At 63.0% G+C, this 17,345-nt stretch carries 14 protein-coding genes; 8 read left to right on the top strand and 6 right to left on the bottom strand.

Annotation, left to right across the window (positions count from 1 at the left end; all coding sequences use genetic code 11):
• Window positions 1-219 precede the first annotated feature (219 nt).
• Window positions 220-348: a hypothetical protein gene (locus tag EN786_RS39250; RefSeq protein ID WP_281015745.1), complete on the top strand. Its 129-nt coding sequence runs from the start codon at window positions 220-222 to the stop codon at window positions 346-348.
• A 110-nt stretch (window positions 349-458) separates the two neighbouring features.
• Here the strand turns inward: EN786_RS39250 and EN786_RS08180 are convergent, their stop codons facing one another.
• Together EN786_RS08180 and EN786_RS08175 are read right to left on the bottom strand one after the other, a co-directional pair.
• Entirely contained in the window at window positions 459-722 is a 264-nt protein-coding gene (locus EN786_RS08180) for a hypothetical protein (protein WP_127287043.1), read from the bottom strand.
• 404 nt (window positions 723-1,126) lie between these two features.
• Entirely contained in the window at window positions 1,127-1,621 is a 495-nt protein-coding gene (locus EN786_RS08175; RefSeq protein ID WP_189524277.1) for a hypothetical protein, read from the bottom strand.
• A gap of 375 nt (window positions 1,622-1,996) precedes the next feature.
• Here EN786_RS08175 and EN786_RS08170 point away from each other — a divergent pair, with 375 nt between their 5' ends.
• A complete protein-coding gene (locus tag EN786_RS08170; protein ID WP_246688726.1) occupies window positions 1,997-2,500 on the top strand; it encodes a transglutaminase-like cysteine peptidase in 504 nt (167 codons plus the stop codon).
• 213 nt (window positions 2,501-2,713) lie between these two features.
• Complete coding sequence (locus EN786_RS08165; RefSeq protein ID WP_127308975.1) at window positions 2,714-4,336, top strand: GNAT family N-acetyltransferase; 1,623 nt, start codon at window positions 2,714-2,716, stop codon at window positions 4,334-4,336.
• Window positions 4,337-4,342: 6 nt separating this feature from the next.
• Here EN786_RS08165 and EN786_RS08160 read toward each other — a convergent pair whose 3' ends face one another.
• Window positions 4,343-4,825: a hypothetical protein gene (locus EN786_RS08160; RefSeq protein WP_127308976.1), complete on the bottom strand. Its 483-nt coding sequence runs from the start codon at window positions 4,823-4,825 to the stop codon at window positions 4,343-4,345.
• Window positions 4,826-4,832: 7 nt separating this feature from the next.
• Window positions 4,833-5,618, bottom strand: coding sequence for a response regulator transcription factor (locus tag EN786_RS08155; RefSeq protein WP_245478120.1), 786 nt, complete (start codon window positions 5,616-5,618; stop codon window positions 4,833-4,835).
• A gap of 600 nt (window positions 5,619-6,218) precedes the next feature.
• Between EN786_RS08155 and EN786_RS37640 the strand changes: the two genes are divergently transcribed.
• On the top strand, window positions 6,219-8,117 hold the full coding sequence (locus EN786_RS37640; protein ID WP_189524276.1) for a hypothetical protein: 1,899 nt from the start codon (window positions 6,219-6,221) through the stop codon (window positions 8,115-8,117).
• 133 nt (window positions 8,118-8,250) lie between these two features.
• On the top strand, window positions 8,251-10,296 hold the full coding sequence (locus EN786_RS08140) for a type I secretion protein (protein WP_128276134.1): 2,046 nt from the start codon (window positions 8,251-8,253) through the stop codon (window positions 10,294-10,296).
• A 638-nt stretch (window positions 10,297-10,934) separates the two neighbouring features.
• Here EN786_RS08140 and EN786_RS38530 read toward each other — a convergent pair.
• Window positions 10,935-11,171, bottom strand: coding sequence for a hypothetical protein (locus EN786_RS38530; RefSeq protein ID WP_189340667.1), 237 nt, complete (start codon window positions 11,169-11,171; stop codon window positions 10,935-10,937).
• Between EN786_RS38530 and EN786_RS08135 the strand changes: the two genes are divergently transcribed.
• From EN786_RS08135 to EN786_RS08125, 3 genes are read left to right on the top strand one after another with little or no spacing between them, the layout of a single operon-like run.
• Complete coding sequence (locus tag EN786_RS08135) at window positions 11,068-13,188, top strand: type I secretion system permease/ATPase (RefSeq protein WP_246688725.1); 2,121 nt, start codon at window positions 11,068-11,070, stop codon at window positions 13,186-13,188. The two genes, EN786_RS38530 and EN786_RS08135, sit on opposite strands and share 104 nt — an antisense overlap.
• 12 nt (window positions 13,189-13,200) lie before the next feature.
• On the top strand, window positions 13,201-14,541 hold the full coding sequence (locus tag EN786_RS08130; RefSeq protein WP_127312154.1) for an HlyD family type I secretion periplasmic adaptor subunit: 1,341 nt from the start codon (window positions 13,201-13,203) through the stop codon (window positions 14,539-14,541).
• A gap of 34 nt (window positions 14,542-14,575) precedes the next feature.
• Entirely contained in the window at window positions 14,576-16,198 is a 1,623-nt protein-coding gene (locus EN786_RS08125) for a GNAT family N-acetyltransferase (RefSeq protein WP_127285473.1), read from the top strand.
• 60 nt (window positions 16,199-16,258) lie between these two features.
• On the opposite strand, the gene EN786_RS08120 is transcribed toward EN786_RS08125, so the two are convergent.
• Window positions 16,259-17,299, bottom strand: a complete 1,041-nt coding sequence (locus EN786_RS08120; protein WP_127312174.1) for a proline racemase family protein — start codon at window positions 17,297-17,299, stop codon at window positions 16,259-16,261.
• Window positions 17,300-17,345 lie beyond the last annotated feature (46 nt).

Genomic DNA, 17,345 nt, shown 5'->3' with positions numbered 1-17,345 from the left:
GGAAGACAGGATAGTGAGCGTGTTTTGCGCTTAACTCAATTAGCTCGATAGGCCTTAGCTCGATCTGATTAGTCGGCAGCAGCTTATGTTGTCTCCTTCACAGTCACCGACACGGCTTCGTTACATAAAGATGCGACCTTAAGCTGTGGGTAGGCAGAGGGAACCGTGGAGATGACATACAAGTCAGTTCAAGAGAGCCTGCGGGCAGCCGGAATTGTCATGAGCAAGAAGGGCGAGATCCATCGCATAAACTTCTTCGGCGGCCTCGAGGACACCGCGCACTACACCACAAGTCTCAAGGAGGCCCTGGAAAAGGGGCTGGCGATGGCAAGGCCGCAACGCTGGTGACAGGCGCCGCCCAGCTGGCGTCGGCAACACGGATCCCCGCGGTTGCAAGCTTGCCTGTCAGGTCGCCCGTTCACGCCGGGCCACGAGCCACCGATCCACGGCCATCGGGGTCAATTCAGCAGCGAGGCGCAACGCACGGACTCGACAAGGTCGAGCAGGTCGTCCCATTGGGGTGAAATATCGAGCCCGAGGCCGGTCCCATAAGAGAGCAGGGAAAACTGCGCCGTCAGTTCCTCCTGAAGACGCAGCGCTTCAGCAGGATCGGAAATCGAAGTCGTAGCCAAGGCAGCCAGGTCGCGGCACCTGGCCTCGGTCTCGAAGCCGAGGCCACCGACAATCACACCAAGTTCGACCATCATCGAAATGAGGCGCACAAACCCCCTCCGGCGATCTGCGCAACACGAGCGGCACGAAATCAACCATGGTTGATTGGAAATAGAAAGCCGCAATTCGGGGAATCCCCGTCTTCCCCGCATTTCACTGTCTTGTGACAGCATACCCCTCCTCCCGGGAATACTTGTATTGACAGGTTTTCCTGCAATAGGACGGCCAGCCGAGATGCCGGCGCGTGGAGCGCTCGGCCGCGCGGTGTGACGGGGTCGGCGGTAGGGCCAGCTTGCGATACGCGTGGTAGACCGGTGGCAGTCGAAAACGCGGGGCCGGTCCCAAGAAATCGTCTCGCACATCTCTTGGCGGCAGTCAGGCAAGCGGGTGGGCGCCTGACCCAGACGTCCACCCGCTTCTGCCAACTCGATACGACGAGTTGCTCTATCCGGATTTAGCCGCCACTGCCGCCGGAGCCACCCGAGCCGCCGCTGCCGCCGCCCGAACCGCCACTGCCGCCGCTGCCGCCGCTGCCGCCCGAACCGCCGCTGCCACCGGAGCCGCCCGAACCACCGCTGCCACCGGAGCCGCCCGAACCACCGCTGCCACCGGAGCCGCCCGAGCCGCCGTCACCGCCGGAGCCGCCGCCATCACCGCCGCCGTTGCCGCCGCCATCACCGCCGCCGTTGCCGCCGCCATCACCGCCGCCATTACCGCCGCCATCGCCGCCGCCATCGCCGCCGCCGTTGCCACCGCCGTCGCCGCCGCCGTCGCCGCCGCCAGAGCCGCCGCCTTCACCGTCACTGGCAACGGTGGCTGCGATAAGGGCTGTCGTGATCGGCGGGCACATTGCGATTTGTGCTCGCGTCAGGATGCTTCCGCGATTGCTCGCAATGCAGCAGAGCGCGTAGTTGGATTCCGTCAGCGGCTGGCATTGTGCGGCCGTCATACGCGGCCGAACGCTGTTTTGTGCCGATGCGGGTATTGTCAGATTCACCGCTGCAAGAGCGGATGACACAAGCAAAAGTGCGCGAGCCCTGCTCGCGCAGGTTGGGTACAGGTGCATTTCTTCCTCCAAGAAGGGAAAAAAGGCGCTCCCGTCCCCAAACTGGGCGCTATGTCAAAGTTTCCGACCATCGGAAACAATTTGTTAAGCATACATTGTTTTAGAATCTGTGCAAACACTATCCGGCAGGGTTGATTTACCTGGCTCCGCGAACATCATCATTGCCTTGATCATTCGAGCTAGTTCGAGGGGATGAACGTGATACGTTTCGTGGCGCTTGTCGCCGCGGCCATGGCTTTGGCCGGCTGCAGCGAAACCATGCACACTTCCGACAGTTCGGCCATGATGGCCACGGCGGGCTATGCGTTCGCCCCGCCGGCCGCGCGCACCTTCTGCGCAAGGCAGCCGAGATACTGCAGTCCGACCGGACACGTCAGAGAGGTGAAGCTTACCGATCGCCGCTTGGCCGAGCTGCAGGCGGTGAACAGTTCCGTCAATGCCAGGATCGTGGCCCGCAACGACTCTGCTTCCGGCAGTGCCGACGACTGGCGTATCCCGACCCGGGAAGGCGATTGCGAGGATTTCGCAATCCTCAAGAAAAGCGAACTGATGAAACGCGGCTGGCCGGCTTCGGCCTTGCTGCTGACGGTGGCGACCCTCGGCGGCGCCGGCCATACGGTTCTCACCGTCCGCACGGACAAGGGTGACCTCATCCTCGACAATCGCAGCGGAGCCGTCAGGAATTGGTCGCAGACCTCCTATCGTTATTTCGCTCGCCAATCCCAGTCGCAAAGCGGCAAGTGGGTGCGGATCGAATCCTAGCCAGATCCCCGCCCCGCGCGGTCTGCCGATCTGCCTGGCGGGACAAATCAGGTCGCATCCCGCGCTCACTCAATCCTTTGATTGTCTTGCAAGGCTGGTCCCCGCCATGGGATCATCACAGCTCGCTCCCTGGCCAGGCCCAGGGACTGGGGGAACAGCTGATACCAGGATCATTGCCCGTTTACCGACGCTCCTGGAGCAAAGGTCGGCGCCATGCGCGTGGATGTTATCGACGGCTTCGACACGCTCGTCCAACTGAGAAGCAACTGGGATGCCGTCTACGCGGCGGATCCCGAAGCTCAGTATTTCATGTCGTGGCTGTGGATAGCAGGCTGGTTCAAGCGGCTTCGCTATCAATGGCTCGTTCTGGCTGCAAGGGAGGATGATTCATCCGACTATGTCGGGTTCTTTCCGCTTCAGCTTCGAACCGAAAGGGCCAGCGACGGCGCGTTCCACAACGAACTGAGGACCGGGGGCGGCTATTTCGCCGGATACAGCGGCTTCCTCTGCAATCCCGATGTTCAGGACGACGTCATCGTCGCGTTCGCCGAAACGGTGAAGCAGCAGAACTGGGCCAAGCTGCATCTCGAGAACATCTTTATGTCGCCGCGGCGGCTGAACGGTTTTCTGAGCGAGTTTTCCGCCCCGGCATTCCTGACCGGCAAGGTCAGGCGACCGGACGACGGAGATGGCGTCGATCATGACATCTATGTCTATGTGAACCTGCCCGGCGACTGGGAAGAATTCCTCAACGACAGGCTCGGCGCGGCGACACGCAAGACCGCGCGGCGTACGCTGCGGGCGATCGACGATGCGGCCGAATACCGTGTGACAGACGTTACCGCCGCGACATTGGAACGCGACCTGCGGATCCTGCTTCAGTTCTGGGAAAACCAGTGGGGCGCCAAGCTGGCGGCGCGATATCACCCTGGCCTGCCCCAGGCGATGATCAACAATTTCCGCAACATGCTGCGATGCGCCTTCGAGGACGATGCCCTTTACCTGCCCGTGCTTTGGCAGGGCGAGAACCCGATCGGCGTCCAGGCCACGCTGATCGATCGCAAGAACCGGTCCCTGATCGGCATGCTCAACGGACGCGACCTCAGCATCAGGAAGCCAGCGCCCGGGTTCGCGCTTCATCTCTACAGCATACGCTGGGCCATCGAGAACGGCTTTGCCGTCTATGACCTGCAGACCGGGGACTTCGCCTACAAATATGATTTCGGCGGCCTCGAGCGAAAGGTCGAATGCCTGTTCGTGAGCACCGCCACGCGCCGTAATCTCCGCGACAGCCTGGAGAGGCGAAGCCTGCCCGTCGTGCTTGCGCGGGCAAAAGCACTGCGTCAGGCGGGCGACCTCGACGGGGCCGTTCGCGCCTGCAGACAGATCCTGAGCGCCGACCGATCCCATTCCGGAGCACGTCAGTTGCTCGAACAGCTGGATGCCGCGCGACGAGCGTTGCTGCCGCAGACGCTCAGTGTGGCCGCCCGTTTGCACCAGGCCGGAAACCTGGCCGAGGCCGAAAAGATCTATCGCGAGATCCTGGACGTCGAGCCCAGGCACTTCGACGTCCGCTATTTGCTCGGCGTGATCTTCCTTCAGCAGCGCAGATACGGCGAGGCGGAACAGCAGATCAACCAGGCGATCGAGATCAGGCCCGACGTCCCTGCCGGGCACTACAATCGCGGCCTCGCGCTGGCAAAGCTCGACCGTATCGAGGACGCGCTCGCAAGCTTGGACAATTGCATTGAACTGGAGCCGAGCCACAGCCAGGCGCTGGCCCTTCGCGCCGCTTTGGCGAGAAGCCCTCAGCCCGCCGCGAGCCTCACCCGGTAGCAGCCCTCATCTGGGGAACGAATTGTCCACGACGATGGACCAGATGTCCTTGTTTATGGCCCTGATGTCCTCGATGGAATCGTGGATCCTGCCCATCTCCTTGTCATCGAGCGCTTCAATCTTCCCGTATTTGACGTCGTCCTTGCCGTCGACGATGCGCATCAGCTGCGTGCTTCCGTGCGATCCGCTCTCGTCGAATGAATAGATGCAATGGCTGTATTTGTTGCGCAGCTTTGCCTGGCGCGTGAGCTTGCCGGTGACGGTCAGCACCGCCTGGCGGCAATCCGCGGCCGTCTTCGGCATCTTGGCCAGCCGTTCGACCAGCTCGATACGGGCACGCGTCGTGTTCAGCGTCAGAAAGATGATGATTGCCGTTTCCTTGTCCACCTTCGCCAAACCGGCAATCAGATAGATCAGCAGGCTTTCGGTGTTGGTCCATGTATAGTTCAACTGGCCAACGAGGAGCAGTATCTCCTGGAAGCGGGGCATCGCCGCCTCATGCCGAGGACTGGCTGATGCCCGGCTGTCTCGACCGTTCCATGCCGCCGTAAAAGGTATCCTTGCGCGCATGAAAGACGGCGGCCGCTTCGGTCCTGTTGTGAGCTCCGAGCTTGGTGATGATGTTGTGCAGATGGATCTTGACCGTATGCTCGGACAGCCGGAGGGTCGCCGCGATGATCTTGTTCTGCAAACCGCGCGCTACCATTTCGAGAATCTGAAACTCGCGCTCGGTCAATTCACCCATCTCGTCGAAACCCGCGCGGTCCGTCGCCGATTGCTCGATCTGCAGCGAATGATCCGGAGCCCGGTCCGAAAGGCCCTTGGCGAAGGACTGGAACATCGCCAGCGGGAAGTATTCGCCGCCGCGAAGCATGAGCCTGATGACCGAAAGCCAGACGTCCAGCTTCAGATCCATGGGCAGGACGCTGCGCACGATCTTCAAATCGAGAACGTCCTGGATGGAAACAGGAACGCGGCTGTCGTGCTGCACCAGCACGATCGGCGCCGATGGATGGCACCGCATGAAAGCAGCCGCATGCGTATCGATATCCTGCAGGAATTCAGTGTCGATAAGGATCAGGCAAACAGGATGCTCGAATGTGTCGCAGGCCGCGTCCAGGCTTGTAGCCTGTTCCACGACGATGGAGGGAAACTCCCTCTCGATTGCGTAGACGAGACATTCCGGAAAGCTGTCTTCAGACGAAACAGTTAGAAGAATTCTGCGCGCCCAACTGTCTCCCGCACCGCTACCCACGGTGCTGCGCAAATTGACTCTGGACATGGTTGCCACCCCACCCTAGACCAAGACTGTCGATTTTTCGTTCTTTTCCCTTCTGCGATGTTGGGGGCCTCCACCCCACGAACAGCTAGCCTTAATGACTTATACACCAAATTAGGCGCCGCTGATATAGTTCGGACGAGCTATAGCTGATTTTACCGATCTCGCCGCCGATCAGCTGGCCCCGACAGGGCTGTTTTGACCTCGATTCGCGGCGAAATCCGGCCATTTTGCCCCTGTTGGCCACCTCCGCCGCAGCCCGGCCGGACGGGCTAGGCCGAACTGTCAGCTTACAATCACACCCCCGTGGCCACAAACTTCTCGGGTTCCATGCGGGATTGGGGAACATCCAGGTCTCCCCTGTTTGAACGACCGGATCAGTGCTGATCCGGCGCTCGATGGGTGTTGCCTTGGCTGTGCCGCCTCTCCCGGAGTCAAAGGGAGGTATTCAAGCAAACAAATGAGGAATGCCGGGTTTCGGACCTCAGTCCCCTCGGTCCGAGAATCCGTTCACCGCATTAGACGCAACGTCCGCGTACGGCCAATAACCGCGTAAGAGAAGAATGCGGTTCGGCGGTCGCGGCCTCAACAGAGGACACGATCATGTCTCTCGACCTCGACAAGAATAATATCAATGCATTCGGCTTGCAGATCGTCGACAGCGAATTCGATATCGGTGACGGCGGTGGCGAGAACGAAAACACGAACCACAACACGAACGACGCCAAGAACGAAAACGAGAACGAAAACAAGGCCTCGAACGAGAACGAAAACAAGAGCGAAAACGAGAACCAGAACGAGAGCAAGTCCTCGAACGAGAACGAGAACAAGGCCTCGAACGAGAATGAGAACAAGAACTCGAACGAGTCCAAGAACGAGAACTCGAACGAGAACAAGAACGTCAACGAGACCAAGGTCGACGTCGACGTCGACGTTGGCGTCAAGCTCGAGGGCGAGCTCGGGAACTCGGATGACGACTTCGCCGACATCTATGCCAACGGCGACATGAAAATCGACACCATGATCAACAACAAGGACGGCAACGTCACTTATGATCCTGGCGACGACGTCACCTTCAAGGACATCCTGAACAATTCGATGACCGGCGCCGGAACCAACACCGCGTCGATCATCAACCAGACCCTGAACATGTATGACAACGACAAGCTCGACAACGCGACCGTCAAGAACGACGCCGATTTCAAGCTTGATCTGAACGCCAAGGGCGGCAATTCGGAAGCCGGCGACGGCATCTCGGCCGGCGGCGGCGGCGGCAGCGGCGGCGATGACGCCAAGGCCAATGGCGGCGAAGGCGGCAATGGCGGCGACGCCAAGTCCGGCGACGTCGAAGCCGGCGACGGCAAGGGCGGCCTGGCGCTCAGCGCGGCCATCGGCGGCGACTCCAAGAGCGACAACAAGGCCGACGCCGGCGACGCCAAGGCAGGCGACGGCGATAGCGGCGACGCCAAGGGCGGCTACGGCGATGGCGGCGACGCCAAGGGCGGCTACGGCGATGGCGGCAACGCCAACGGCGGCGATGGCCTCGGTCTCGGTCTCGGGCTCGGCCTGGGCCTGGGTGTCGGCGCAGCGGAAGCCGGCGATGCGAAGTCGGAAGACGGCGGCGATGCCAAGGCGGATGCCGGCGACGCCAAGTCTGATGGCGGCGATGCCAAGGCCGATGGCGGCGATGGCGGCGATGGCGGCAATGGCGGCGACGTGACCGGCGGCGACGCCAAGTCGGACGGCGGCGACGGCCTCGACGTCGATGGCAAGCTCTCGCTGCTGAACTACGGTGAAGGCGGTGACGCCAAGAGCACGGCCGGTGACGCGACCGGTGGCGGCGGCGGTGGCGGTGGCGGCGGCGGTGGCGGCGGTGCCGACGCTGACGGCGGCAATGCCAACTCGGACGGCGGCAACGCTCATTCGGACGGCGGCGACTCCGAAGCCTATGGCGGCGATGCCCTCGGTGCAGGCTTTGGCGCAGGCTACGGCGCAGGCTCAGGCTCGGGCACCGGTGGTGCTGGCGGCACGGGCGGTTCTGGCACGGGCGGTGCCGGAGCTGGCGGTAGTGGAACCGGCGGCGAAGCCACCAGCGGCGCGGCGACCGGCGGCGACAGCCTCGGCGGCTTCGCGGCGGCCTTTGGCGGTGACGGCGGTCATGCGCTGAGCGGCGCCTGGGCCGATGGCTATGGCGGCGACGCCAAGGGTGGGTTCACCCACGCTGGCGACGGCGGTCTCGGCGGTGCTGGCGGCACGGCCTATACCGGCGACGGTGGTGCCGGCGGCGACGGCGGGACCTGGGGTTCGAACAATGGCGATGACGGCTTCGTGACCGGCACCAGCCATGCTTCGGCCGACGGCCTGATCGACATCAGCGCTTTCAACCAGCAGATCGTGATGGGCGCCAACCTGCAGGAAAACCTGGTCGACCAGACCGTGGTTGGCGGCGACTACCACAACACGCTGACTGGCGAGGACGCCGGCGACCACACCGGTACGTGATCGATCCTACACGACTGATTTCTCAGGAAATCAGACAGCTTGGGACTGCGCGGAGTTTTCCGCGCGGTCCTTCCAATCCGGGAGACATGCCGCCCCGACCGAGCGCGAATGATCTCAAGATACGGAGGCTACCGTGTATTCGATGCAATTGGACAAGATCTCCGAGGCTATCTCGCATTTCATCGGAATGTTCGAAATCTCGGTCGAGGAGGCACGGCAGCTAAAGAGCTACGACGAATTCAAGATCGCCGAGGCCGTCAAGGAAGAGACCCCCGATCTTCCCAACACGAACATCAACATCAAGGCGCCGTACACGCTGGACGATTTCGATCCGCATGTTCCGTACATGGGACTTAAGGCTGAGCTGGTGCCGAACACGGTCGGCTCGAGCTTCTGGTACACGCCCCCCGAAATTCCGAACGCCGGCCCTTTGCACCCTGGCCACCACCTGTTTCACATCCCGCATCTGCCGGGAGCGGGCGGCCATCTGGTTCTGCCTGACATCGAACCTCCGGGTGCGGTTGCGGCCTACATCAACCAGGAAATCCGCCTGTCGGATAACGACTATGTCAGCGCTGGCGGACACGGCCTGACGTTCACGCCGGCGATCGACGACGGCAGCCACCTGGCTTTCCTGATGAACAAGGCGGCCGAAGCATCGCCGCTCGACGATCTGGCAATGCCTGGCTCCGGCGAGGAGATGGCAAACACCGTCATCACCGCCGGCGAGCGGATAGCGGCCTATGCCGACAGTTTCGACGGAGACGCGACCGTCTTCGTGCTGCACCCGGACACGGCCTCGGGGCCGATCGCGGGCATCTACGTCAACGGTCAGCTGGTCGACGAGGCCGACGCGCCGAAGGCGGGGGACCACCTCAACATCCTCAAGGAACAGCAGCAGGATGACGAAACCGCGAGCGACGGTCCCGACAAGGACGATTACAACACGCCGCCGGACTCCTCGGACTTCATGTCGGGCTGGGGCAACGGTTTGCTGAACCCTTGCGTCGAGTTGGACACCGGCGGCAACACGCTGGTCAACTCCGCGGTGCTGACCAACAACTGGACAACGACATCCGTCGTCGCCGCGGTCGGAGACAGCTATGAAATCAATGCCATCATTCAGATCAACGCCTATTGCGACAGCGACGCGGCCGGCCCGAGCCTGAACGGCTGGACGTTGGACAACGCCGCCGACGCGTGCTTCAACATCGCGGCGTTCAAGCACATCGACCCCTCGGCCGGCAACGAAGCGCCGACCCCCGCGGACGGTTTCCCCGCCGCCTGGGTGGTGACGCAAGTCACCGGCGATCTGATCATCATGAGCTGGCTGCAGCAATACAGCTTCATGATGGACAACGACACCTCGATCCTGTCCTCGTCGGGCGTCAGGACCATGGTGAGCACGGGCGACAACACAGCGATAAACGATATGTCGATCAGTGAGTTGGGTCACTACTACGACCTGATCATCATCGGCGGCAACATCTATGACGCCAACATCATCCATCAGCTCAACCTGCTGATCGACAACGATCTTATCGGCGCCGTGGATGGATTCGAGACGTCGGGAGGCGGCTCGTACTCGACCGCCGGCAACCTGCTCTGGAACGACGCGACGATCATCAACGTCGGCGGGCAGAACCACTTCGAGGCATTGCCCGCGTCTTACCTGAAGGCGGCCCACGACATGGCTGCCGGCAAGGATGACGATCCCGGCGACATCCTGAAGGACCCGGCGTTCCACGGTCTCGGTCACTTGCGGGTGCTCTACATCTCGGGCGACCTGATCAACATGCAATACGTCTCCCAGACCAACGTCCTGGGCGACAGCGACCAGGTGGCCTTGGCGATGAACCAGCTCGTCGCCCATCCCGAAGCGGAATGGACGATCACCACCGGCGGCAACCAGGTGGCCAACTTCGCAGGCATCATCGACGTCGACGGCACCGACAAGACCTATGTCGGCGGCGAGCACTATACGCACGAGATCCTGATCCAGGCAGACATCATCTCCTGCGATCCGGAACTCGGCGGACAGAATCCGGACGCGCTGGTGAACGAGGCGGTCGCCTTCCTGGCCGACGATCTCACCGACGATGCCGCGCAGGTAGACCATCCGATCGCCCCGACGCCCGACCATGTTCAGGCCGACGGCGTGCAAACGATTTTGGCTTGATCCGGGATCCGGGGGGAAATTATGACCGACGATCGCGACCTGTCCTGGGAGACGTTTGCCGAGGACCTTGAGGCAACCCTGCATGAGGACGAGCAGGCATCGCCGAAACCAGGTTCCGAGATGCCCCGCAAGACGCTTTCGAGCGCGTTGCTGCAGCATGAGCGGGCCATAGACCGCACCATCGAGGCCATCGACACGGTCGTCGGCGAACTGCACAACGTCGTGGCCCATGAGGGCGCAAAGGATCGGGCCCCAGCCCAGCCCGGCAGCCAGACGGTCGAGACCGCACGCCCAAGAGCCGTGCCGACAAGGGAACAGGCGACGGCGCCCGCCCCCGCGTCGCAGGTTAGGCCAGCGGCACCGGTATCAGCGCCTTCCGTCGTGCCTGCTTTGGCGGCGCGCGGCGGCCAGCCCGGGCAAGCGGGAATGGCGCCCCCGGCCTTGAGCCCGCAGGCTACTGCACCGAAGACTCCGGTGGCTGACCCCGTCAAATCCGCCCTGTCCATCCAGGACCAGCGGCCTGAGCCAGGGCCAAATCCAGTTCAGCTGGCGGCAACCCGCTCGGACGGTTTGCCGTCACCTGCGCCGGCCGCGAAGGCGGCGCCGGCGGCCGGCAGGTCGAACCTAGCACCCTCCGCTCAACCGGCCAGACCGGTTGAGGAGCGGCATTCGAGCCAGAACACCGCTGCCGGCGCTCCAGCCATTGCTTCCACGCCGGCGCGCGTTCCCGAGCCGACGCCGGCGCCGCAAAGACCCGGATCCGCACAGCCGGTGCAGGAGCCGAGGCCGGCATCGACGAACGACAGGAACGGCGCAACGGCCGCACCGGCGGCGGCAAGGCCGGAGTCCCCGCCCCAGCGTGGACTCGAGCCCAAGGCCGCGTCCCCGATCGAGAAGCAAGGCGCCACAGTGCCGCCGACGGCTGCAAGGCCGCAACCAGCGCCGCAAGGCACGGCCGCCCCCCAAGCCAAGGCGGTGCCGGAAACGCCCGAAAAACCATCGAAATCCGAAATGAAGGATGTGCCCAAGTCGCCAGGCATGATCACCATAGACGGCGACACTGGTCCGATCGTGGCAAGGGAGCGCACCTCCGATGGCGGCGATCCCCCGCGCGGCGACGACAATGGCCGGCGGGGCGGCGGTGGCGGCGGCAGCGGCGCCTTCCACAAGCGCCTCGGACCGGTTGATTTCGGCGCCTCCCTCAAGGCCGGTTTGAGTGCGGTCAGGAAAAACCTGGCGATCGTGATGATGTTCACCGTTGCCTGCAACATGCTGGTCCTGGCGATCCCGATCTACCTGTTCCAGATTTCGGATCGCGTCCTGACCAGCCGCTCGGCCGACACGCTGGTCATGCTGACGGTGGTGATTGTCGGTGCCGTCGTGCTGCAGGCGATGTTCGACGCGCTTCGCCGCTTCATCCTGATGCGCACGGCGGTCGAGGTCGCGGCCCAACTGGGCGCGCCGATCCTCAGCGCCGCGGCCAGGGCCTCCCTCAACAGCAACGGCAAGGAATATCAGGTCCTGGGCGACCTGCAGCAGCTGAGAACCTTCCTGACATCCGGCACCCTGCTGTCGTTCCTCGATGCGCCTATGGCTCCCTTCATGATGCTGGCGGTGTTCCTGATCCATCCGCATCAGGGGTTCATCGTCGCGGCCTCGGCACTGATGCTGCTCATGATCACGATGCTCAACCAGCGCGCGACGGCCGCCGCTTTCGGCGAAGCCAACGCGCATCAGAGCAAAGCCAACATCCATCTCGATTCCATGTCGCGCAACTCCCAGATCATCAATGCGATGGCGATGATTCCGGAGGCGGTGAAGATCTGGGGCAAGGACACCGCCAACTCCCTTCGCGCCCAGGTGATCGCGCAGGACCGCAACATCGTCTTTGCCTCGCTGTCGAAGGCGGTGCGCCTCCTGACCCAGGTGACGATGCTCGGCTGGGGCGCTCATCTGTCGATCGAAGGTCATCTCACCGGCGGCATGGTCATCGCCGCCTCGATCATCGCCGGTCGTGCCCTGGGCCCGATCGAAGGCGCCATCGAGGGCTGGAACCAGGTCGTGCATGCGCGCGCCGCCTACGGCCGGATCGCATCGCTCCTGCAGTCGTCGCCGCTCAATTTCGAACGGCTGAACCTGCCACGTCCCGAAGGCCGTCTCGACGTCGAACGCCTTCTCTTCGTGCCGCAGGGAACCAAGCGGGTGGTGCTGAACGGCATTTCCTTCGCACTGTCGCCGGGCGACTCGCTTGCGATCATCGGCAATTCGGGCGCCGGCAAAACGACCCTGGGCAAGATGCTCGTCGGCTCCATCCTGCCGACATCAGGCAACGTCCGGTTGGACCTCATGGATCTGCGCAACTGGGATCCGCGCCAGTTCGGCGAGAACATCGGCTATCTGCCGCAGGATGTTCAGCTGTTTCCCGCTTCGATCAAGGCCAACATCGCCCGAATGCGCGACGACGCAACGGACGCCGAAATCTATCAGGCCGCCGCGCTTGCCGACGTCCATGAGATGATCTCCACCTTGCCGCACGGCTACGAGACCTTCGTCGCCGCCGACGGCGCGCCGCTTTCCGGCGGCCAGAAGCAGCGCGTCGCCCTTGCCAGGGCCTTCTTCGGCAATCCCCGCCTGGTCGTGCTCGACGAGCCGAACTCGAACCTGGACTCGGCGGGTGACGCGGCGCTGGAACGAGCTCTCCAGCACGCCAAGGAGCACAAGATCACGGTCATCACCATTACCCAGCGGCCATCCCTGCTGAAGAGCGTCGACAAGATACTCCTGCTCGTCAACGGCACCGTCGCCTTGTTCGGCATGCGCCAGGATGTCCTGCAGGCATTGGCGTCACGCGGGCTCAGCATCGAAGGCGGGGCGTTTGGCCAGATCCAGTAGGCGGGCAATCACATGACGACCGACATCGCGAAAGTTCACGACATAGAGTGGTACTCCGAGGTGCCGCGCTCGATCTGGAAGCAGACGGCGGTCGGCTTGCTGCTGATCACCGTGGCCTTCGGCGGCTTCGGCACCTGGGCATCCACGGCGCCGCTGGCGTCCGCCATCATCGCCCAGGGCAGTTTCGTCGCCACCGGGCAAAACAAGATCGTCCAGCATCTCGAGGGCGGCATCATCAAGGAAATCCTGGTCAGCGAGGGCGACCATGTCAGCCTCGACCAGCCGCTGATCAAGCTCGATGAAACCGCCGCCCAGACCAACGAGCGGCAATTGTTCCTGCGCAAGGCCCGGCTCGAGGCAATCTCGGCGCGGTTGAACGCCGAGGTGCAGGGCAGCCCCAGCATCCAGTTCCCGGCGATCGTCCTCGACAACCGCTACGACCCGGAAATCACGCCGATCATGGAGAGCCAGCAGCTCAATTTCGAGGCCGCGGAACGCAAGCGCGACAGCGAGATAGCGCTGTTCGACCAGAACAAGAAGGCGATGGAATTCCGCAACGAAGGCATCGACGAGCAGATCTCGTCGGTCCGGCGGCAATTGCAATTCCTCAAGGAGGAATACCTCGGCAAGCAAAAGCTACTCGACCAGGGCCTGATCCGCGGAACCGAGGTCAAGGCGATCCAGCGGGCGATGGCCGACGCCGACGGACAGATCGGCAAGATGGTGGCGGAAGTCTCCGAGAACCGTGAACAGATCGTCAGGTTCGAGCAGCAGATAAGCCAGACGAAGGATGCCTATCGCCAGGCCGCGCTTCAGGAGTTGCAGAGCCTGGAGGCCGAACTGGACGCGGTGCGCGAGCAGTCGCGGGAGGCCGAGAATGTGCTTCGCCGCGTCACCATCAACGCCCCCGTGCCCGGCACGATCATTCGCATGTACTACCACACTGCCGGCGGCGTCATCGAGAGCGGCAAGGCCATCCTCGAGATCCTCCCCTCCGATGTGCCCCTGGTCATCGAGGCGCAGGTGCCGCGCACCGACATCGACAACGTCAAGGTCGGGCAGAAGGCTTCGATACGGCTGATCGCGCTCAACCGGCGCACCACGCCGGTGCTGGAGGGTGAGGTGTACTATGTCTCGGCCGACGCATTGCCGGAGATGAGCGGCCCCACGCCCAAGGAAGTCTATCTGGCGCGCGTGCGCTTGCCGGCAAGCGAACTGGCGAGGGTGCATGGCTTCCAGCCGACGCCCGGAATGCCGGCCGAGATCCTCGTGCAAACCCAGTCGAGGACGTTCTTCAGCTATCTGACGAAGCCGATCGCCGACAGCATGGCGAGAGCCTTCATGGAACAGTGAGCAACAAGGAAAGAGGAATTATTCGGGGGGCACCATGCAGATCGATGTCATTGCGACAAGGGAGGCCCTGAACGGGCTCAGGCAGAACTGGGACGACCTTTACGAAAAGGATTCCGAAGCCCAGTTCTTCCTCTCCTGGACATTCCTGTCGTCCTATGTCCGCCGCTATGAGGGCGGCTGGTCGGTGCTGGCGGCCCGGCCGGGACCGAAAGGGACTCCGTATGTCGCGCTGCTGCCATTGCGGCTGCGCACCAGGCTGAACAAGAAGACCGGCTTCTGCCACAACGAAATCAATATGGCCGGCAACTACGCGGCCGACTATGCCGGCATCGTTTGCGCGCCGGGCTTTGCCGAACGCGCCATCCCGGCGCTTGCCGGCCATCTGCTGAAGATGAACTGGGCCAAGCTGCATCTCGAAAATCTGCGCATGTCCGACAAGAGGCGGCGCCTGCTGCTCGACAATCTCGTCGACAAGCGGCTCACCGCCCAAAGGATGCAGCGCGTCAACAAGACCGACAATGTCGACAATTGCATCTGCCCGGCCGTTGCCCTGCCGGGAAATTGGGACAGCTATCTCGAGCAGAACACGAGTTCGAACACCAGACAGAAGATCAGACGCTTCCTGCGCAAGCTGGACAGCTCCGACGAGTTTCGCATCACCCATGCCGACGCCTCGACGATCGACCGCGACATCGGCATCATCCTCGAAATGTGGCGCATCAAATGGGCGCCGCGCAAAGGCAACCTGATCCCAGGCCTGATGCGGTCCAATCGGATATTGTTCAAGGACGCCTTCGCGAGCGGCACGCTGTTCCTGCCGATCCTGTGGCAGGCAGACAAGCCGCTCGGCGGCCTGGCGTTCCTGGTCGACCCGGTCAAAAAGGCGATGCTCTTCCATCTCGCCGGGCGCGACGAGACCGCCAACGACATTCCGTCGGGGCTTGTGCTGCATGGCTATTGCATCCGCCGTGCCATCGAGCAGGGCTTCCGCAGTTACGACTTCCTGCGCGGCAACGAGGCCTACAAATACTCCTACGGCGTCGAGGAAACCGCCATCCACTGTGTCCTGGTCAAGACCAGGACTGGTCGCAATCTCGGTGACCGGCTTGACCCGAGATCCGTCGGCAGCGTGCTCGAGCAGGCGACCAAGTTCCATGAGGCGGGCAATCTGACCAATGCCGAGAACGGCTATCGCCAGATTCTCGAGGTCAATCCCCGCCATTCCCGCACCCTGTACGGTTTGGGACAATTGCTGGCAGCCAAGGGCGACCACTGGTCGGCTGCCGATACCTTCGCCACGCTGGTCGATATCGCCCCTCAGTCGCTCAAGGCGTGGTCGAGGCTCGCCATCGAGTACCAGGCGCTAAGTCGCCACGCGGAGGCCGCGGACGCCTTCCGCAAGGTGCTGGAGCTCAATCCGGACCTTCCCGGGGCGCAATACGGCCTAGGCCGCAGCCTGGCGCAGTTGCGGCAGATGGACGAGGCCGCGAAGGTCCTGAGCGCGGTGCAGGACAAGGCCGACAAACCCGTCGACCCCGTGCTTCGCGCCAAGGCTCGTGTGCAGTTGCAGAAGCTGAAGGAGGAAGCAAACCCCTGCTACATCAGGCTCGAGCCAAGCAATGCCAGGTCGCCAATCCTTGAGCAGGCGGGCGCTTAGGGCAATTCCAGGAAAATGTGTAACGCTTTTCCGTCCCGAGCTTCGCCCTGACGTTGGGCTCTACTGCTTCACGGAGGTGGAGGTGCCCCAGGTGTCGGACAGCACATAGCCCTGGGGGTATGGATCCGTCGGATCGAGATAATAGGCATGCTCGCCGGTGATCCAGGCCCGGCCGGTGATCTCCGGAACGATCGCCTTGCGACCGCCGATTTCCGTTAGCTCCACGATCCTGCCGGTGAAGCGGGAGCCGATGATCGATTCATGGATCAGAACCTCGCCTACCTGCATCAGGCCCCTCGCTTGCAGGACCGCCATGCGGGCCGACGTGCCCGTCCCTGTTGGGCTGCGGTCGGAGCGTCCCGGCGAGACGATGCAGGTGTTGCGAGTGACGTTGCCCGGACCCTGGAACGGCATGGCGAACTGCACGATCGAGACACCGCGTACATGCTCGAACTCCGGATGCACGACATCGAGCTGCTCGCGCGCGGCGTGCCTGATCTTCTCGCCGGCCACCGCCAGTTCGCGGGCCTCGTCGGGAGCGACCGAAAAGCCGAGCGCCTTGGCATCGACGATGGCGTAGAACATGCCGCCATAGGCGATGTCGACGGTGAGCGTGCCGAGCCCCTCGACCTCGATGCTGGCATCGAGACGTTCGGCGAAGGCGGGCGCGTTGCGCAAGGTGATCGAGACGCATTTGCCGTCGCGGCATTCGGCGCGCACCTCGATGACGCCACCCGGCATGTCGAGCTTGAAGCGCGTCTCCGGCTCCTGCATCGGCACCATGCCGGTCTCGAGCAGCACCGTGGCGACGCAGATCGTGTTGGAGCCAGACATCGGCGGGTATTCCGTCGGCTCCATTATGATGGCGCCGGCGGCGCAATCATCGCGCGTCGATGGAACCAGGAGGTTGACGTGGCGCGCGACGCTGCCGCGCGGCTCGCAGATCAGCATCCGGCGGATGTGGTCGTGATCGCGTTCCATCGTGACCATCTTTTCCATCATCGTGCGGCCCGCCGGCGGCAGCACGCCGCCGACGATGACGTCGCCGACTTCACCTTCGGCATGGCAGCCGACGACACGAATGCTTGTTTTGGTGCGCATTGTTTCTCCCTGGCCTCCGCCACTATTTGCTTGGCAAGCAGTGCCG

The organism is Mesorhizobium sp. M4B.F.Ca.ET.143.01.1.1 (assembly GCF_004792275.1).
Taxonomy (GTDB): domain Bacteria; phylum Pseudomonadota; class Alphaproteobacteria; order Rhizobiales; family Rhizobiaceae; genus Mesorhizobium; species Mesorhizobium abyssinicae.
The sequence above is the reverse complement of the archived record's forward strand: the minus strand, read 5'-3'. Positions and strand labels throughout refer to the sequence as shown.